Genomic DNA, 18,460 nt, shown 5'->3' with positions numbered 1-18,460 from the left:
CACGGTATGTTCCTAAAGCTTATACTTGTAGGGAAAAACGGGTAATCGGCTAATTTCATTGGGGGATACTGATATATGACAGAAAAAGTGAAAATCGTTACACTTGGTTGTGAGAAAAACCTGGTTGACTCGGAAATTATGTCAGGACTAATCGATCAGAGAGGCTATCGTCTTGTGGAGGATCGTGGAGAGGCGACGGTTATTATCGTTAACACCTGTGGATTTATTGATGCTGCCAAAGAAGAATCAGTGAATACGATTCTCGATTTAGCTGATTTAAAAGAGACAGCGAACCTGAAGGCGCTCATTGTATCCGGTTGTCTGACTCAGCGCTACAAGCAGGCCCTAATGGAAGAAATGCCGGAGATCGACGGTATTGTCGGAACCGGGGATTTTTATAATATTGCTCAGATCGTGGACGAAGCCCTGAAAGGTAAGAAACCGATTCAAGTCGGGAATCCTGTGTTTAATTATGAGGAGGTTCTCCCTCGTAAAGTATCGACAGCTAAGTATACTACATATGTAAAAATCGCGGAGGGCTGCGATAATAACTGTACTTTTTGCAGCATTCCGATAATGCGCGGGAAGTTTCGCAGTCGTTCGATGGAATCGATTGTGGCTGAGGGCAAGCTTATGGCGTCGCAAGGGGTAAAGGAGATCAGTCTGATCGCACAGGACTCGACGAATTACGGAACGGATCTTTATGGTGAATATAAGCTCGCTGAATTGATGGATCAGGTTACAAAGGTTAACGGTATCGAATGGGTACGACTGCACTATGCATACCCGGGCTTCTTCACGGATGAATTAATTGAGATGATTGCAACGAATCCAAAGATATGTAAATATGTTGACATGCCGCTGCAGCATAGTGAGGATGCTCTGCTCAAACGGATGCGCAGACCGGGGCGGAATCGTGACATCCGCGAGCTGATTGCCAAAATACGTTCCCGTATTCCGAATGTTTCGCTCCGAACTTCCCTTATCGTCGGATTTCCGGGTGAGACAGAAGATGATTTTGCTCGTCTATGCGATTTCGTAAGAGAGATCAAGTTTGACCGTTTAGGCGTATTTACCTATTCAAAGGAAGAAGATACGCCGGCGTCAAGGCTGCCGGATCAAATTCCAGATGAGGTGAAGGAATGGCGTGCCACGACGCTGATGGAAATTCAGCGAGAGGTCTCTAATGAGAATGCCAGTAAATTCGTGGGACAAGTCCTGGACGTGCTTGTGGAGCGTTATGATGGACGTAGCGACGTCTATATTGGGCGTTCGCAATTTGATGCGCCCGAAATTGATGGTGAAGTGTATGTAACAAACTGTCCCGTCGGCATCGGCGAGATGGCTAAAGTGCGGATTACGCATGCTTATGAATATGATTTGTCCGGGGAGGGTGTCCTTTGAATTTACCTAATCGCATTACAATTGCCCGAATTTTTATGATCCCGGTTATGCTCGTCTTTTTGCTGGTGGATTTCCCGTGGTGGTCTTATGAACTGTCATTGGGTTCGTTTACACTGCCGGTAAATCAGTTGATTGGGGCTTTACTGTTTATAATAGCTGCTAGTACGGATGGCATTGATGGATATATTGCCCGCAAGCATAATTTGGTTACGAATCTTGGCAAGCTGCTGGATCCGCTTGCGGATAAATTGCTGGTTGCCGCAGTGTTGGTTGCGCTCGTTGCGATGGGCGAAATCGAAGCGATTATTGCAATCATTATCATTAGCCGTGAGTTTGCGGTGACGGGTTTGCGGGAAATCGCCTTGCTGGAAGGGGCGGTAATTGCGGCCAGCAACTGGGGAAAGGCGAAGACGATTGCTCAAATCATTGCGATTTCAGCGCTGCTTCTGAACAATTTTCCTTTTGAATGGCTCAATATTCCATTCGATGAAATCGCGATATGGATTGCTACATTAATTACGATATACTCCGGCATCGATTATTTTGTGAAGAACAAAAAGCTGCTTTCATTCTCTAAAAGTTAAATTGGAGAACTGACTGTTTTTATTTTGGTGGCAGAAGGAGACGATGGAGAGATATGAAAGCTGAAATTATCGCGGTAGGCACCGAGCTTTTGCTCGGACAAATTGTGAATACGAATGCCCAGTTTTTGTCTCAGGAATTGGCTTCTCTCGGAATTGACGTATATTTCCAAACTGTTGTTGGTGACAATATGGATCGCTTGCGCCAAGCGATTCATACCGCTGAATCCAGAGCGGATGTGCTCATTTTCTCAGGTGGCATCGGTCCAACGCAAGATGATTTAACGAAAGAGGCATTAGCGTCAGTATTAGGAAGAAACCTCCATTATGATCGCATGGCGATGGATAACATTGACCGGTTCTTCCGGGGGCGAAATATTCCGATGACCGAGAATAATCGGCGCCAGGCGCATGCTATAGATGGATGTACGCCGTTGCCGAATGAGACGGGGCTCGCTGTAGGGAATGCTATCGCTCATAATGGCAAGTTCTATATTGTATTGCCCGGGCCGCCGAAAGAGTTGATTCCTATGTTTCAAAATCAGGCGAAAACCTGGATACTGCAGCAAGTTCTAACTCATGAAAAGCCGATTTATTCGAAAATGCTGAAATTCGCGGGAATCGGAGAATCTGCTTTGGAAACTCGGGTTATCGATCTGATCGAGAAACAAAGCGATCCAACCGTAGCTCCGTATGCTAAAGAGAGTGAGGTTACCTTGCGCATTACAACGAAGGCGGACAGCGAAAGCGAAGCGATGGCCAAGCTGGACACGCTAGAGAAGGAAATAGCCTCTCGGCTCGGAGATCATTTGTATGCTACCGGGGATATTCCAATCGAGAAGACGATTATAGATATGCTTACTGAGCTGAACCTCACGGTGAGCTGCGCCGAAAGCTGCACCGGTGGCTTATTGATGGAGACCTTGACTTCTATTCCAGGCAGTGGTGCGGTATTCCAAGGCGGAATCGTCTGCTACTCCAATGAAATGAAAGAGAAGCTCCTTCACGTTCCACATGACTTGCTAGAGGGCGAAAATGCTCCTGGTGCCGTCAGCGCTGAGACTGCAAAGGTACTTGCTGAGCAGGTGCGAATGATCGTGGATACAGATTTCGGCTTGTCGATTACCGGCGTTGCCGGCCCCGGGTATTCGGAGCGTAAGCCAGTCGGCCTTGTATATATCGGTATTTCCCGACGCGAGCACGATACCCTTGTTCTGGAACTGAACTTGAAGGGGAACCGAGAAACAATCCGCACTCGCTCTGCTAAGACGATTCTATACCACCTGTGGAAGCAATTGAAAGAGATAGCTGACGAGGCGTAATCATATTTGCAAGCGTCTATGCTTCGATGTATAATGAGATCACGGAAGAACCGTAGCCTAACTGATTTGTTGTGCTGCGGTTCTTTTTCTGTTGTCCCGGGACGACCCATTTGGTGTCATAGATTTGCAAAAATAGCCCTTATTTATCTAACATGTGTTTAGCTCATGAACAGACCCAAGCCAGTCCCGCAGGGATAGCGCCCTCCTTGCAGGAAGTAGAAGGAAATCGCACGATCATAACTCCAGGGTCACCTTGCAGGAGCGCAAACCTAAAGCGTGCCCAAAGGGCGACAAGCGGCTAGTAGCAGCGAACTAACTCGGTAGCGCTAACTTGTCTCTTTGAGCAGCGTGTTTTCAGGTAACCCAGGTGAACCTAATGTAAGACGTACCCGAAGGGGGAAAAGCGTTCTATGCACAAACTTAGAGCGCATCCCCAAAGGGGACAGCGGCAGGAGCACCTCTGCTCCTCCCACGTTCCTCCAATTTGCGGGAATCCCGAGGGCTGCAAGCCCTGCGGGGGCCCTCCCTTACGGTAAGGGAGGGTTTGGGTGGGTTGAGCCCCCCCCCCCCCCCCCCCCCCCCCCCGAATGTATGTTCGAAAAAGTGCTTGGCAAACGTTCCAAAACAAGGTACAATTACAAATATGAAGTCCTATGATTAATCAATTTGATAAGGATGTGAGCTAATTGTCAGATCGTCGTGCAGCGCTCGATATGGCGCTTCGTCAAATAGAAAAGCAATTCGGTAAAGGTTCGATTATGAAGCTAGGTGAGTCCACTCATATGCAGGTGGAAATTGTTCCCAGTGGCTCGTTGGCGTTAGATATAGCTCTTGGCACAGGCGGGTTGCCGCGTGGCCGAATTATTGAAGTTTACGGGCCGGAATCCTCAGGTAAGACGACCGTAGCCCTGCATGCCATTGCAGAAGTTCAGAAAATTGGCGGACAAGCTGCGTTCATCGATGCGGAGCATGCGTTGGATCCTTCTTACGCCAGCAAGCTTGGCGTTAATATTGACGAGTTGCTGCTTTCTCAGCCAGATACTGGGGAGCAGGCGCTTGAAATTGCGGAAGCACTCGTAAGAAGCGGCGCCGTCGACATTATCGTTATCGACTCCGTTGCAGCGCTGGTTCCGAAAGCGGAAATTGAAGGCGAAATGGGGGATTCGCACGTCGGCTTACAGGCAAGATTGATGTCTCAGGCGCTTCGTAAGTTGTCGGGAGCGATCAGTAAATCAAAGACGATTGCGATCTTCATTAACCAATTGCGTGAGAAAGTCGGCATTATGTTCGGTAATCCAGAGACAACGCCCGGTGGACGGGCTCTGAAATTTTACTCTACAATCCGTTTGGATGTGCGTCGTGTAGAGACGATCAAGATGGGGAATGATATGGTTGGTAACCGTACGCGCGTCAAGGTTGTCAAGAATAAAGTGGCCCCTCCTTTTAAGCAGGCTGAGATTGATATTATGTATGGTGAAGGTATTTCTAGAGAAGGCAGTATTATTGATATCGGCGTAGAGCATGACATCGTCGACAAGAGTGGAGCCTGGTATTCGTATTCTGGCGAGCGGCTTGGTCAAGGCCGCGAGAATGCGAAGCAATACTTAAAGGATAATCCGCAGATCGCTGACGCGATTGAACAGAAAATTCGCGAAGTCAGTAATTTGACTGCGGTGGTTCCTGTGGCATCGGCGGACGAATTAGAAAAAGAAGCCAAAGAAGAGCAGGCGCTTTTCGAGGAATAATAATTTATAATGATATGCGCTCTGTAATCTGGTGTGTCCAGAACAGAGCGCTTTTATTTTAGATAATGGGTACAAACCAAGCCATGTCTTCTGACGGAATAAACAAGAAGAATCGCAGCAAGGAGGATTGTCCGATGCACGAGCGGTACGGCAACCGGAGGAAACTGAAACCCTCAGAGAAGGGGGAGAGCCACTTGGAGGAAGTCGAGGGAATAGTTGATATATCTGAAGAGCGTTTTTGGGGAAATACTAAAGAAGAATTCTTTAACGAGGGACCAGGGGTTGCGGATTTCCCGGAGGACCAGGAATTAGAAATTACAAGGGTGGAAGCTCTAAAGCGCCCCAAATTTCGTTATCGAATTCATTTCGATTCCTATTCCATGGAAGTTCATGAAGATGTTATGATTAAATATCGGATGATCAAGGGTGCGACATTTGCTAAGGCTGACTTAGAGGAAATTATAGCTGCGGATGAGCGCCAGAGAAGCTACAGCGATGCTCTTGTGTATTTAAGCCGGAAGCCGCGTACGGTTTATGAAATCACTCAGCGGCTTGGAGAAAAGGGCTGGAGCGAATCTGTGGTAAGTGACGTGATTCGCAGGCTTACGCAAGAGAGACTTGTGGATGATGCCGCATACGCTCAGGAATGGGCCAAGCAGCGTGTTGGTAATCGTGGAAAGGGAAAACTATGGATTCGCCATGAACTACGCCAGAAGGGCATTGCGAAGCCTTTAATCGAGGAGGCGCTTGGCGAGGTTAGTGAAGAGGATGAATATGCCAGTGCATTCCAGTTGGGGCTCAAGAAATGGAATTCTACAAAAGGCGAAAGTATGGACAAAAGGCGGAAAACGGGAGCGTTTTTAATGCGCAGAGGATACTCTGGAGGACTTGTTTCCAAAGTTCTTCGCGAATTGGTCGACCAGGAAGGCCAGGAAAGTACGGAGGAATGGGAAGAGGGATAGGCCTGGTGGTAGAGATACCGTCAATTGCTTGACAATATCTTTCGTCAAATAATAAAATGTCTATATGCGCAGAGTCCTTTTTTCCTTCCAAAATCATGACTCTGTACACATTCTATTCGCCAATCATGAAGGCTTATAACGAATTGGCTCATGTTTTACCATGAGCGGCCTACCTGAATCGGCCTGTATTCGATTCTTAGTAATGATGATGAATTGAGGAAGTTAACTACAACTGCAAGTATCCCAAGGAATGCCTTGGAGGAATCAACGAGGAGGTGAACAGATGCACGATGGAGTCTGGGTCGCTCTCGTTGCAGCCGCTTTATTCTTTGGGTTCGTGATCGGATATTTTATTCGCAAATCTCTTGCAGAAGCTAAAATTTCCAGTGCGGAACACGCTGCTAGTCAAATCTTGGAAAGCGCAAAGAAAGACGCAGAAGCACTGAAGAAAGAAACAGTTCTGGAGGCTAAGGACGAAGTCCATAAAATCCGGACTGAAGCTGATAAAGACATTCGTGAACGTCGGAATGAAGTTCAACGGCAAGAAAGACGATTGTTGCAAAAGGAAGAGTCGCTGGATAAAAAATTAGAATCGCTCGAACGAAAAGAAGAGCAGGTGGCAGGCAAAGAGAAGCGAATTGAAGAGACACAGCAGCAAATTGACCAGATCTACAAAAGCCAAGTTCAGGAATTGGAACGGATCTCTAACCTAACGATGGAGGATGCTAGAGTTATTATCCTGAATAATGTGGAGCAGGAAGTACGCCATGAGACGGCGCAGCTGATTAAAGATATTGAACAGCAGGCGAAAGAAGACGCCGATAAGAAATCGCGCGAAATCATTACGCTAGCTATTCAACGATGTGCGGCCGATCATGTTGCGGAGACCACCGTTTCTGTTGTAGCGTTGCCGAACGAAGAGATGAAGGGGCGGATCATCGGTCGTGAAGGCCGGAATATCCGTGCGCTTGAGACGCTGACCGGGATTGATCTTATTATTGATGATACGCCTGAAGCGGTCATCTTGTCGGGCTTTGATCCGATTCGTCGCGAAATTGCCCGTACTGCGCTGGAGAAGCTGGTAGCAGATGGACGGATTCATCCGGCGCGGATTGAAGAAATGGTTGAGAAATCACGTCGCGAGGTCGATGAACGGATTCGTGAATACGGTGAACAAGCGACTTTCGAAGTTGGCGTTCATGCGCTCCATCCGGATCTGATCAAAATTTTGGGACGTCTTAAATTCCGGACAAGCTACGGTCAAAACGTGCTGAAGCATTCGATGGAAGTTGCTTATTTGGCAGGTCTGATGGCTGGCGAATTAGGCGAAGATATCGTTCTGGCTAAGCGAGCGGGACTGCTGCATGATATCGGTAAAGCGCTTGATCATGAAGTGGAAGGGTCTCATGTCGAGATCGGCGTGGAACTGGCTAAGAAGTACAAGGAGCATCCGGTGGTTATTAATAGTATTGCATCCCATCACGGGGACTGCGAGGCTACATCGGTGATCGCCATGCTGGTTGGTGCGGCTGATGCTTTATCAGCGGCAAGACCAGGCGCTCGTCGCGAGACGTTGGAGACGTATATCCGACGCCTTGAGAAGTTGGAGGAAATTTCGGAATCGTTTGAAGGCGTGGAGAAATCCTATGCCATTCAAGCTGGACGTGAAGTTCGTGTCATGGTACAGCCTGATAAAATCGACGATGCGGAAGCATTCCGTCTGGCTAGAGATATTACGAAGACGATTGAGAATGAACTGGACTATCCGGGTCATATCAAAGTTACCGTCATTCGTGAGACGCGGGCGGTTGAATATGCGAAGTAAAGTTAATGATGAGAAGTGGCCCTTATGGGGCCGCTTTTTCTCATGCTTATGAGAGAATAATTTTGATTTTAGGGAGGAACCCATTATTAAGGTCTTATTTATCGGAGATATTGTGGGAAGTACGGGACGCAAAGCATTGAAGCAAACGCTGCCGCAATTGAAGTCCAAATTTGGCCCGCAGGTCATCATTGCCAATGGTGAAAATGCTGCGGGGGGAAGAGGGATCACTGCGGCGATTGCTAAAGAGTTTTTCGAGCTTGGCGTACATGGTCTTACAATGGGAAATCACACATGGGACAATAAGGAAATATTTGAATTTATCGATGATGAGCCACGGATGATTCGGCCAGCTAATTTCCCCCCAGGTACCCCTGGGCTCGGTCATACCGTAATTAAAGCGAACGGGAAGGAACTGGCGATCGTTAATTTAATGGGGAGAACATTTCTTCCTGCGATTGACGATCCATTCCGGGCGGCAGACGAGATCATAGGAAAATTAGCAAAGAAACACAAATGCATCCTCGTGGATTTTCATGCAGAGGCTACTTCAGAGAAAATTGCGATGGGCTGGCATCTGGATGGCCGGGCTTCCCTCGTTGTAGGAACGCATACGCATGTGCAAAGCAACGATGATATTATATTGCCTCAAGGAACGGCCTATTTGACCGACGTGGGCATGGTAGGCTCGCGGGAAGGCGTGCTTGGCATGGAAAGGGAAGCGGTGCTGCGGAAGTTCACGACACAGCTGCCAGTACGTTTTCAGGTATGTGAAGGGAAATGGCATTTTCATGCAGTAGTTGTAGAGATAGATGAGGCTTCAGGTCGAGCCAAGCAGATTCAAAAAATTCGTCTGCTGGAAGATGAATGGATCATGGAGTAAGTCGAAGACAATAGCTGAAATGGTGGTTACAGGGGACGAGTACAGGGGAAAAAGCAGGAATTTTTTCGCTTCTACCGAATATCTTCTAAGTAGTGGAATCAACCATTATTCCCAGGGAGGTACTTACCATGGAAGTATTAAAAGTTTCAGCAAAATCCAATCCCAACTCCGTTGCCGGTGCGCTTGCAGGTGTTCTTAGAGAACGAGGCGCTGCTGAACTTCAAGCCATTGGAGCCGGTGCTCTGAACCAAGCCATTAAAGCGGTAGCGATTGCCCGGGGATTCGTCGCACCCAGTGGTGTCGACTTGATTTGTATTCCGGCGTTTACTGACATTGTCATCGATGGGGAAGACCGTACAGCCATTAAACTGATCGTTGAGCCTAGATAAAATATAACATCGTTCGAAGATTAAGTGCCTGTTTACGAGCATGTTAACGTAGACAGGTTTTTTGCGTTTAAGGAAGGATAGATTGTTGGCTTATCGTTTCATTTCACGATAAAAGATGTAATGTAATCAGATTATAAAAAACGGGGTGATGAGGTTGAACTACAAAGTTGTCGATTTCCATTGTGATGCATTGAGCAAAATGCGTCTTCATCCTCATATGGATTTCAATACAGACAAAAGACTTGATGTAACCGCAGAGAGAATGAGACAAGGCAGTGTAATGCTGCAATGCTTTGCCATTTTTTTATCCGGGCAGCTTGGTTCACCGACTATTGAGCATATTCTGAATCAAATAGATATTTACAATACGAAGGTCATTCCGAATGGTCTTACTCCCATTCGCTATGTCGAAGAGCTGGAGCAATGGGAGCTAAGCGGTGCTATGGGGGGCTTACTGTCGCTGGAGGGGGCGGATGGCTTAGAAGGCAATTTGCATTATTTGCAAATTTGCTTTGATTTGGGCGTGCGTTGTCTCGGGCTCACCTGGAATCATGCCAACTGGGCAGCCGACGGTATATTAGAGCCGCGCAACGGAGGATTTACACTTAAAGGCCTCCAGCTCGTTGATCTATGCCATCAATTAGAAATGATACTGGATGTGTCCCATCTGTCGCATAAAGGCTTCTGGGAGCTTGTAGAGCTCTCAGAGAAGGCGCGGCGTCCTTTTATTGCTTCACATTCCAATGCGTACGCAATTTGTAATCATGTTAGAAATTTGCACGACGATCAGATTCAAGCTATTATACGGTTGAATGGACGGATTGGTGTGACATTTGTCCCCTGGTTTGTGCATCAGGGCGATGCAGTGTCAAGCAGCCATCTACTCAAGCATATCGAGCATATTTGTGCTTTGGGTGGAGAGAACATCATTATGTTCGGCTCAGACTTCGATGGAATCGAGAGTCACGTTAGTGATTTAAATCATTGCGGACGCTATTCCGATTGGGTTGAAACGCTACTGAAGCATTACCCGGAGCAGCTTGTGCGAGGGTGGCTGTACGATAACGCGGTCGCATTTTTACGCATGTGGTTGCCAAAAAACAAGTAAGCGCTTTAATTAATCCAATCGTGAGATTGATATGATCGAAAACAACTATATAAGAAAAGGCACGAAAACGCTTGCTTTTTATTTGTTTGCGACATAAAATTGACATGACTCTGAAACAGAATGTTCACAAATTTGGAGGCGGTGAATTCTGTTTCCAAGTTAACATTCTGGCTGCACTATAGATATCTTAATAGTGTTATAGCGATACGATTAAAGGGGTGGGCGATCTTGATTAGTCAATTGTCTTGGAAGATCGGTGGACAGCAGGGTGAAGGCGTTGAAAGTACAGATCGAATTTTTTCGACGGCCTTAAACAGACTTGGGTATTATTTATACGGGTATCGACACTTTTCCTCCCGTATTAAAGGCGGCCATACGAATAACAAAATTCGGATCAGTACAATGCCGATTCGTGCGATTTCCGACGATTTGGACATTTTAGTCGCTTTTGACCAAGAAAGTATCGATTTGAATGCACATGAGCTTCGCAGCGGTGGCGTCATCATAGCGGATGCTAAATTCGATCCTACGGTTCCTGAAGGAGTGGGTGCAACTCTCTTTGCAGTACCGATTACGGCAATTGCGGAAGAGCTAGGTACTTCGCTGATGAAGAATATGGTAGCCTCTGGAGCATCCTGGGCGTTGCTGGGTCTACCGTTAGAAGTGTTTAATAAAGCCGTGGAAGAAGAGTTTGGCCGTAAAGGGCCGACGATTGTTGAGAAGAATATAGAAGCGGTGAGACGCGGTGCTGATTTCGTATTACAGCTTGCGGGTGGGCCGATTGATAGCTTCAAGCTGGGGCCGGCAGACGGCAAGGAGAAATTGTTCATGATTGGTAACGATGCGATCGGTCTTGGAGCGGTTGCTGCCGGCTGCCGAATCATGAGTGCATACCCAATTACACCGGCTTCCGAAATTATGGAATATCTGATTCAGAAGCTACCGAAATTCGGTGGAACTGTTATTCAAACCGAGGATGAAATTGCGGCGATTACGATGGCGATTGGCTCGAATTATGCAGGCGTTCGGACGATGACTGCATCAGCAGGCCCTGGTTTATCCCTGATGATGGAAGCAATTGGACTAGCCGGGATGACGGAAACGCCTGTGGTTATCGTAGATACGCAGCGCGGCGGGCCGAGTACAGGTCTTCCAACGAAGCAGGAGCAAAGTGATATTAACGCTTTGATCTATGGTACCCACGGCGAGATACCGAAGATCGTGATTGCGCCAAGCTCGATTGAAGAATGCTTCTACGATACGATTGAAGCCTTCAATCTAGCTGACAAATATCAAGTGCCTGTTATTTTGGCGACGGATCTTCAGCTTTCATTGGGCAAGCAGTCCTGTGAAATGCTTGATTACAACAAAATTGTTATCGACCGCGGATATGTGGTCAAGGATATTCCTGATCGTGAAGATGGCAGTATGTTCAATCGCTATGCATTTACAGAGAATGGCATCTCTCCTCGGGTTCTGCCAGGAGAGAAGAACGGAATCCACCACGTTACCGGGGTCGAGCATGACGAGGCTGGACGTCCATCGGAGAGCCCGATCAACCGGAAGAAAATGATGGATAAGCGTCTGCGCAAGCTAAATAAACTTCAGGTGACGAATCCGATCCATCTGCAAGCTCCGCATGCTGAGCCTGACATTCTTCTCATTGGTATGGGTTCAACTGGTGGTACCATTGATCAGGCACGTAGTCGTCTGGATGGTGAAGGGATCAAGACGAACCATATGACCGTTCGTTTACTGCATCCGTTCCCGGTTGAAGAGGTGCTTCCGCAAATTAAGAAGGCGAAGAAAGTACTCGTTCTGGAAAACAACGCAACGGGCCAACTGGCCAACTTAATCAAACAAAACATTGGTTATCATGATAAAATTGTTAATGCGCTTAAATATGACGGTAATCCGTTCCTTCCTTCGGAAGTTTATAACGAATGCAAAAATGTAGCTGGGAATAAACCGCAGGAGGAGTTGGTATAAATGGCAACTTTCAAGGATTTTCGTAATAAAGTAAAACCCAATTGGTGCCCTGGATGTGGAGACTTCTCCGTGCAAGCTGCCATTCAACGCGCTGCGGCCAATGTAGGACTGGAGCCGGAGAATTTGGCTGTTATATCCGGCATTGGTTGTTCCGGCCGGATTTCTGGATATATTAACGCTTATGGACTGCATGGTATTCATGGGCGGGCTCTTCCTATCGCACAAGGTGTAAAGCTGGCGAACCGCGATTTGACTGTCATCGCTTCCGGCGGAGATGGCGATGGATTCGCGATTGGCATGGGGCATACCGTTCATGCGATTCGCCGGAACATTAACATTACCTACATCGTCATGGATAATCAGATCTATGGACTTACGAAAGGTCAAACCTCCCCGCGAAGCGGGGAGGGCTTCAAAACCAAGAGTACGCCTGAAGGATCGATTGAATCGACATTGTCCCCGCTTGAGGTGGCCATTGCTGCGGGAGCTACTTTCGTAGCGCAATCCTTCTCCAGTGATCTGAAGCAGCTGACCTCCTTGATCGAACAAGGTATTCAGCATGAAGGCTTCTCATTGATCAACGTATTCAGTCCATGCGTGACGTTCAACAAAGTGAACACCTATGATTGGTTCAAAGAAAACATCATCAATCTGGATACGCTAGAAGGCTACGACTCTACGAATCGTTTGGCTGCAATGACCAAGCTGATGGAAACGGGCAGTATGATTACCGGCTTAATCTACCAGAATAAAGAGAAGAAGAGCTACGAGAATTTGGTTTACGGTTTTTCTCAGGAGCCGCTGGCGCATCAATCGTTGGCATTATCCCAGGCTGAGTTTGACAATCTTGTAGCAGAATTTAGATAAAACAGTGAAGGATGTCCTTTTTGGGAGGACATCTTTTTCATTTTGTTTGAATTAGGTGTATAATTGGGTAACGATGTGAAAAATCTCATCGACATAGAGAAAAAACTGAGGAGTGTTTGCAAAATGAGCAAAACAGTGCCAGTCGGCGTATCAGCGCGTCATATTCATTTGACCCAAGAACATATTGAGGCTTTGTTTGGACAAGGCTATCAGCTTACCGAATTTAAGCCGTTGTCCCAACCTGGACAATTCGCAGCAAATGAAACTGTGGCTGTTATCGGTCCGAAAGGTCAATTTGACAAAGTGCGTATTTTAGGACCTGCACGTCCTGCTTCACAACTTGAAATTTCCCGTACGGATTCTTTTGCGATCGGTGTAAAAGCGCCAGTTCGAGAATCTGGAAATACTGAAGGTACGCCGGGCGTTAAGATTAAGGGCCCAGCTGGCGAAGTGGAATTGAATGAAGGGGTTATCGTTGCGGCTCGTCATATTCACTTCCATACCTCCGATGCTGAGAAATGGGGCATTAAAGACAAGCAAATGCTGAAGGTTCGCCTGAGTGGCGAGCGCGGTCTAGTACTGGAGAACGTCATCGCACGAGTCTCTGATTCCTTTGCACTGGACATGCATATCGATACGGATGAAGCAAACGCAGCGGGAGCCAGTAATGGCGATACGGCTGAGATCATTGACTAGTTCCATAATATGACCAAATAACGGGTTATCCCCCGATCAAATTCCGGGGGGCAGCCCGTTTTCATTTGTAAGTTTGTGGAGATGATTCTTTATTTACGGTGCGGAAGCATTCTCGATCGCTACCGCATGAGCGATGCAAGGAATCGTCTCGCCCTGCTGGTAGGACAGAGGGGAAAGAAGGGCTCCTGTTGCGACGACTAGAATTTTATTGAGCTCGCCACGCTGCATTTGGTTCAGTAAATGTCCATAGGTGACGACGGCCGAGCAGCCGCAGCCGCTTGCTCCGGCTTGTACCTGCTGCTTGGTGTAATCATAGATCATCATCCCGCAATCCTTATAAATCGTACCTTCCATTGGGATGCGGTGCTGCCTCAGTAATTCCTTGGCAATTTCATAGCCCACTCTGGAGAGATCGCCGGTAACGATCAGATCATAATACGACGGTTCAATGCCCATGTCGCGAAAGTGGGCTTGCATCGTGTCTACAGCCGCTGGGGCCATGGCAGCGCCCATGTTGAACGGATCGCTTATGCCCATATCGATGACTCGCCCAATCGTGGCTGAAGTGACAGCAGGGCCGTCTCCTTCAGGGGACACGATGACCGCTCCTGACCCGGTTACCGTATATTGGGCGGTTGGAGGCTTCTGAGATCCGTATTCGGTCGGGTACCTGAACTGCTTCTCTGCACTGGCATTGTGGCTGCAGGTTCCAGCAAGCGCGTATTTAGCGCCTCCATGATTGACAATAAAGGCAGCCAGGGCGAGGCTCTCCATGGATGTGGAGCAGGCGCCGAACAAGCCCAGATAAGGAATGCTGAGGGTTCTGGCAGCAAAGCTGCTGCTAATGATTTGATTCATTAGGTCGCCGCCGAAATAAAATTGTACCTGATCTTTGGTTAATCCGGCTTTTTCAATCGCTAAACTGGATGACTCTTCAATGAGCGTTTTCTCGGCTTTCTCCCAGCTTTCTTGTCCCAAATAGAGGTCTGCATGAATGATATCAAAGTCTTTGGCCAATGGCCCTTGACCTTCAAACGGGCCAACGATGGTTGCTTTGCTAATGATTTTCGGTTTGTTCTCAAATATCCAGCTCTGGTGGCCTTTGAGCATTTCACGAACCTCCTCCTCCTATATAGCCTGGTACAAACAAGGCATAGATGACGCCGATGACAAAAGCGGCGACGGTTCCAAATACGACTACGGAGCCGGCCAGTTGGAACATTCCTGCACCTACCCCTAGCACGAGACCTTCACTTCGATGCTCTATAGCCGAGGATGCCATCGAGTTTGCGAACCCGGTAACGGGAACGGCGGAGCCTGCGCCAGCCCATTGGGCAATTTTGTCATATACCCCTAATGAGGTGAGAATGACAGCGATCAGGATGAGGATGGCTACTGTCGGGTTGGAGGCAGACTTTTCATCGAAGCCGCCATATTTCATAAAAGCTTGACGTATACACTCGCCGAGCAGACATATTCCCCCGCCTACGATAAAGGCCCGCAGACAATTGCTCCATACAGGGCGTTTCGGTTCTTTCGTTTGTGCGAGTTTCTGATATTTTTGCTGCACCGGTGTCATTTTTTTATTTTGACTGCTCATTCTGTTCCTCCTATTGAGACAGTATCGGCCTTACATCATGAATAACCTGGATTAACTGATTTGAGCAGTCAGTATACATCTGTTTAGCCTCCGTATTTTCTGTAGAGAGTGCGAACATTTCCAGGTCGGCTTCACATTTCTTCAGTTGAGCGAGTAATGATGCCTTTTCCTGAGGCTCAGGCACCTGCAGTTGGTCATCATATAGGTCGACGTATAACTGGCCATAGCCATCGACTTGCCCCAAAAACACGTTGTCGATCGATACTCCTAATTTTTCCAGCTCAGTATCCAGCCAGGCCCGGTTTAATCCGAGCGTTGAAAGCGGCTCATCCATTACTCGCCCATCGAGGATCACGGCTTGGGACTCCGGCTCAGGAGCTACTTTGATGCCCAGGTGGGAAGGGGTTATCGGCTGATATTCACTCTTGAGCAACACATTAACCTCACCGCTGGGCTCGATGACGGCAAATTCCACTTCAGCCGCCTTAAACACATTTTTTTTGCGCAGCTGCTCTAGCAGCTCTTCGTTTGTTAGTTTTTCCTTTTTCAGGTTATCCTCTAGGATTTTTCCATCCTTGATGAGCACGGTCGATTTGCTATCAATCCAGGCTCTCGCGCGTTTGCTTTTTAACTGCAGTACTTCAATTCCGTAGGAAACAAGCACCCATACGACTAATGCGATAATACCTAAGTACCAGTCGGTATCGACATCTAGAGAAATATAGGCGGCAATACTCCCGATCGTAATCCCGGTAATATACTCAAACAAGGACAACTGGGAAACCTGCCTTTTGCCAAGCATCCGAGTCAGAAAAAAAAGTACGACAACAGATACTAGGGTACGGACGACAATCTCTAACCATAGTGGCATGATCGATGCTCCTTTCACTACCTCTTAGACAAACTCTGGTAACCCAATTATGCGCAGAAACAGGTTTTTTTAATACCGCAAAATTTGGAACGAATGAAAGAGGTATGATTTATGCAGGATGGGTGAAATTATGATGGCGCAAAGCAAGTTATTAGCTAAGGTGGTGAATTAAAAATGACCGTAGCAGCTCAAGTGAAAACAACACTGGCTTCGTTAAAAAGCGCTCAAGCCAATCTGGAGCAATTCGCCTTGGGCACGCAGAACCAGGATGCAAAAAACTTATTTACAACCGCAGCGCAGCAAACGCAGCAAATTGTTGATCAAGTACAAACGAGAGTCCAACAATTGGAGAATGAAGAGCCGCAATACAAAGGATTCTAATTTTGCTGTATTTCGCTAACAAGCATCAGTTAAGCCCGTTCCTGAGAACGGGCTTTTTTATATACTTCAATGCCGTTTTCTGAATCTCGTGAAGTAGCCGATCTCGTCTAGATATCAATTTAGAACCATGTTATAATTTAGTGTAATGCATTTTTTAAAATCTCATGAGAATGAGGACGTTGAGTTTTTAGCGATAGATTGATTAAAGGAGTGGGCCAAACATTATGGCTAAGGAAACGAAGGATTACGCCAAGTATTTTGACTTCTCGGACGCTAAAGTCATTTCCGAGGACGAGCGTGGTAAGAAGATCAGAATTCGTGGTCGGGATATTCAAATTCTTTCGGAACCGGATCACCGCAAAGAGAAGCAGCGCGGGAAAGAGGATATTCAAGTGCTGTATGATACCGCTGTGCCTGAGGAGTTGAAGGGCATTGGTAACGGTAAGAAATACATTATTTATACGTACGGATGTCAGATGAATGAACACGATACCGAGACGATGAAGGGCCTGCTGGAGGAAATGGGCTACACTTCGACGGAGGAACGTAAGGAAGCAAACATCATTCTGTTGAACACTTGCGCTATTCGGGAGAATGCCGAGGATAAAGTATTTGGAGAGCTTGGCCACTTGAAGGGGCTAAAGACGGAAAATCCCGATTTACTGCTCGGCGTTTGCGGCTGTATGTCTCAAGAGGAAGGTGTCGTAAACCGGATTCTACAGAAGCACGGGTTTGTCGACATGATTTTTGGCACCCATAATATTCACCGTCTACCATATTTAATCCAGGAAGCCTTATTCAGCAAAGAGATGGTCGTCGAGGTGTGGTCCAAGGAAGGCGACATCATCGAGAACCTGCCGAAGAAGCGGGAAGGCATGCGGGCCTGGGTCAACATTATGTACGGCTGTGATAAATTCTGCACCTATTGTATCGTTCCGTTTACTCGAGGGAAGGAGCGGAGCCGCCGTCCTGAAGACGTCATTGCAGAGGTTCGTGAATTAGCGCGCAAGGGATTCAAGGAAATTACGCTTCTTGGACAGAATGTAAACGCGTATGGCAAAGACTTTACGGACATCGACTATACATTTGCCAATTTAATGGACGATATTCGGCAAATCGACATTCCGCGTGTTCGATTTACGACTTCGCATCCACGTGATTTTGATGATGCTTTGATTGAAGTGTTAGCTAAGGGCGGTAATTTGGTAGAACATATTCATCTACCTGTACAATCCGGCAATACGGAAATATTGAAGCGGATGAGCCGTAAATATTCCAGAGAGCATTATTTGGAACTGGTTGGCAAAATTAAGAAAGCCATACCTCACGTAGTTTTGACTACAGACATTATCGTTGGGTTCCCGGGGGAGACCGAGGAGCAGTTCCAGGATACGCTGTCACTGGTTCGTGAAGTAGGCTATGATTTCGCCTACACATTCATTTATTCACCACGTGAAGGAACACCCGCTGCGGTCATGGAAGACGATGTACCGATGGAGGTCAAGAAGGAGCGCTTGCAGCGTTTGAACGAGGTCGTTAATGAACACTGCCGAATGAGCAATGACCTGATGGAAGGCAAGATTGTTGAAGTTCTCGTGGAAGGTGAGAGCAAGAACAATTCGGACGTTTTGTCCGGACGGACGCGAAGCAACAAACTGGTCCACTTCGAAGGGAGCAAGGATTTGATCGGCAGCTTCGTTCAAGTGGAAATTACGGATCCAATGACGTGGTATATCAAGGGGAATATTGTAGCAACGGCGGTAAGCTCCGCTTAATTCATAAGCTTAATTATTAAATTTAACGGTATTAGCACTAGCAGCCGATAATACATGGTTTGATT

At 47.2% G+C, this 18,460-nt stretch carries 17 protein-coding genes; 14 read left to right on the top strand and 3 right to left on the bottom strand.

The window, feature by feature from the left end; all coding sequences use genetic code 11:
* The first annotated feature begins 75 nt into the window (after window positions 1–75).
* The 12 genes from rimO to pduL all read left to right on the top strand — a co-directional run bounded on the left by rimO (window position 76) and on the right by pduL (window position 13,768).
* Entirely contained in the window at window positions 76–1,404 is a 1,329-nt protein-coding gene (gene rimO, locus EIM92_RS17490) for a 30S ribosomal protein S12 methylthiotransferase RimO (RefSeq protein WP_125083827.1), read from the top strand.
* Window positions 1,401–1,988: a CDP-diacylglycerol--glycerol-3-phosphate 3-phosphatidyltransferase gene (gene pgsA / locus EIM92_RS17485; RefSeq protein WP_125083825.1), complete on the top strand. Its 588-nt coding sequence runs from the start codon at window positions 1,401–1,403 to the stop codon at window positions 1,986–1,988. The genes rimO and pgsA overlap by 4 nt, the downstream gene beginning before the upstream one ends.
* 53 nt (window positions 1,989–2,041) lie before the next feature.
* Window positions 2,042–3,307, top strand: coding sequence for a competence/damage-inducible protein A (locus tag EIM92_RS17480; RefSeq protein WP_125083823.1), 1,266 nt, complete (start codon window positions 2,042–2,044; stop codon window positions 3,305–3,307).
* Window positions 3,308–3,993: 686 nt separating this feature from the next.
* Window positions 3,994–5,052 carry a recombinase RecA gene (gene recA, locus EIM92_RS17475; RefSeq protein ID WP_125083821.1) on the top strand — a complete coding sequence of 353 codons (1,059 nt, stop codon included), beginning with the start codon at window positions 3,994–3,996 and terminating at the stop codon, window positions 5,050–5,052.
* Between the two features lie 134 nt (window positions 5,053–5,186).
* Window positions 5,187–6,014, top strand: coding sequence for a regulatory protein RecX (locus EIM92_RS17470; protein ID WP_125083819.1), 828 nt, complete (start codon window positions 5,187–5,189; stop codon window positions 6,012–6,014).
* Between the two features lie 283 nt (window positions 6,015–6,297).
* Window positions 6,298–7,839, top strand: a complete 1,542-nt coding sequence (gene rny, locus EIM92_RS17465) for a ribonuclease Y (protein ID WP_125083818.1) — start codon at window positions 6,298–6,300, stop codon at window positions 7,837–7,839.
* A gap of 85 nt (window positions 7,840–7,924) precedes the next feature.
* Window positions 7,925–8,719 (top strand): TIGR00282 family metallophosphoesterase, encoded by a 795-nt coding sequence (locus EIM92_RS17460; protein WP_125083816.1) that lies wholly within the window; start codon window positions 7,925–7,927, stop codon window positions 8,717–8,719.
* 128 nt (window positions 8,720–8,847) lie between these two features.
* On the top strand, window positions 8,848–9,108 hold the full coding sequence (locus EIM92_RS17455) for a stage V sporulation protein S (RefSeq protein ID WP_006286829.1): 261 nt from the start codon (window positions 8,848–8,850) through the stop codon (window positions 9,106–9,108).
* Between the two features lie 154 nt (window positions 9,109–9,262).
* On the top strand, window positions 9,263–10,216 hold the full coding sequence (locus tag EIM92_RS17450) for a dipeptidase (RefSeq protein WP_425464163.1): 954 nt from the start codon (window positions 9,263–9,265) through the stop codon (window positions 10,214–10,216).
* A gap of 228 nt (window positions 10,217–10,444) precedes the next feature.
* Window positions 10,445–12,205, top strand: coding sequence for a 2-oxoacid:acceptor oxidoreductase subunit alpha (locus EIM92_RS17445; RefSeq protein ID WP_125083812.1), 1,761 nt, complete (start codon window positions 10,445–10,447; stop codon window positions 12,203–12,205).
* Window positions 12,206–13,072: a 2-oxoacid:ferredoxin oxidoreductase subunit beta gene (locus EIM92_RS17440; RefSeq protein ID WP_125083810.1), complete on the top strand. Its 867-nt coding sequence runs from the start codon at window positions 12,206–12,208 to the stop codon at window positions 13,070–13,072.
* Between the two features lie 123 nt (window positions 13,073–13,195).
* Complete coding sequence (gene pduL / locus EIM92_RS17435; protein ID WP_125083808.1) at window positions 13,196–13,768, top strand: phosphate propanoyltransferase; 573 nt, start codon at window positions 13,196–13,198, stop codon at window positions 13,766–13,768.
* Window positions 13,769–13,861: 93 nt separating this feature from the next.
* Here the strand turns inward: pduL and spoVAD are convergent, their stop codons facing one another.
* The 3 genes from spoVAD to EIM92_RS17420 are packed head-to-tail and all read right to left on the bottom strand — an operon-like array spanning window position 13,862 to window position 16,239.
* Window positions 13,862–14,878, bottom strand: coding sequence for a stage V sporulation protein AD (gene spoVAD, locus EIM92_RS17430; protein WP_125083806.1), 1,017 nt, complete (start codon window positions 14,876–14,878; stop codon window positions 13,862–13,864).
* A 1-nt stretch (window position 14,879) separates the two neighbouring features.
* Window positions 14,880–15,368 (bottom strand): stage V sporulation protein AC, encoded by a 489-nt coding sequence (spoVAC, locus tag EIM92_RS17425; protein ID WP_125083805.1) that lies wholly within the window; start codon window positions 15,366–15,368, stop codon window positions 14,880–14,882.
* A gap of 10 nt (window positions 15,369–15,378) precedes the next feature.
* Window positions 15,379–16,239 carry a DUF421 domain-containing protein gene (locus EIM92_RS17420; protein ID WP_125083803.1) on the bottom strand — a complete coding sequence of 287 codons (861 nt, stop codon included), beginning with the start codon at window positions 16,237–16,239 and terminating at the stop codon, window positions 15,379–15,381.
* Between the two features lie 174 nt (window positions 16,240–16,413).
* Between EIM92_RS17420 and EIM92_RS17415 the strand changes: the two genes are divergently transcribed.
* Together EIM92_RS17415 and miaB are read left to right on the top strand one after the other, a co-directional pair.
* The gene (locus EIM92_RS17415; RefSeq protein WP_125083801.1) at window positions 16,414–16,620 is read left to right on the top strand and encodes a DUF1657 domain-containing protein; all 207 of its coding nucleotides are present in this window, start codon (window positions 16,414–16,416) and stop codon (window positions 16,618–16,620) included.
* Between the two features lie 224 nt (window positions 16,621–16,844).
* Window positions 16,845–18,395: a tRNA (N6-isopentenyl adenosine(37)-C2)-methylthiotransferase MiaB gene (miaB, locus tag EIM92_RS17410; protein WP_125083800.1), complete on the top strand. Its 1,551-nt coding sequence runs from the start codon at window positions 16,845–16,847 to the stop codon at window positions 18,393–18,395.
* The last annotated feature ends 65 nt before the right edge of the window (window positions 18,396–18,460 follow it).

Origin of the sequence: Paenibacillus lentus (genome assembly GCF_003931855.1) — a bacterium.
Taxonomy (GTDB): Bacteria; Bacillota; Bacilli; order Paenibacillales; family Paenibacillaceae; genus Fontibacillus; species Fontibacillus lentus.
Note: the sequence above shows the minus strand (reverse complement) of the source record. Positions and strands in the feature narration are given on the sequence as shown.

Bases quoted from the DNA above. Each gene is read 5' to 3' on its own strand.
- rimO (WP_125083827.1), top strand. From the start codon at position 76: ATGACAGAAAAAGTGAAAATCGTTACACTTGGTTGTGAGAAAAACCTG.
- EIM92_RS17480 (WP_125083823.1), top strand. From the start codon at position 2,042: ATGAAAGCTGAAATTATCGCGGTAGGCACCGAGCTTTTGCTCGGACAA.
- EIM92_RS17470 (WP_125083819.1), top strand. From the start codon at position 5,187: ATGCACGAGCGGTACGGCAACCGGAGGAAACTGAAACCCTCAGAGAAG.
- rny (WP_125083818.1), top strand. From the start codon at position 6,298: ATGCACGATGGAGTCTGGGTCGCTCTCGTTGCAGCCGCTTTATTCTTT.
- EIM92_RS17455 (WP_006286829.1), top strand. From the start codon at position 8,848: ATGGAAGTATTAAAAGTTTCAGCAAAATCCAATCCCAACTCCGTTGCC.
- EIM92_RS17440 (WP_125083810.1), top strand. From the start codon at position 12,206: ATGGCAACTTTCAAGGATTTTCGTAATAAAGTAAAACCCAATTGGTGC.
- pduL (WP_125083808.1), top strand. From the start codon at position 13,196: ATGAGCAAAACAGTGCCAGTCGGCGTATCAGCGCGTCATATTCATTTG.
- spoVAD (WP_125083806.1), bottom strand. From the start codon at position 14,878: ATGCTCAAAGGCCACCAGAGCTGGATATTTGAGAACAAACCGAAAATC.
- spoVAC (WP_125083805.1), bottom strand. From the start codon at position 15,368: ATGAGCAGTCAAAATAAAAAAATGACACCGGTGCAGCAAAAATATCAG.
- EIM92_RS17420 (WP_125083803.1), bottom strand. From the start codon at position 16,239: ATGCCACTATGGTTAGAGATTGTCGTCCGTACCCTAGTATCTGTTGTC.
- EIM92_RS17415 (WP_125083801.1), top strand. From the start codon at position 16,414: ATGACCGTAGCAGCTCAAGTGAAAACAACACTGGCTTCGTTAAAAAGC.
- miaB (WP_125083800.1), top strand. From the start codon at position 16,845: ATGGCTAAGGAAACGAAGGATTACGCCAAGTATTTTGACTTCTCGGAC.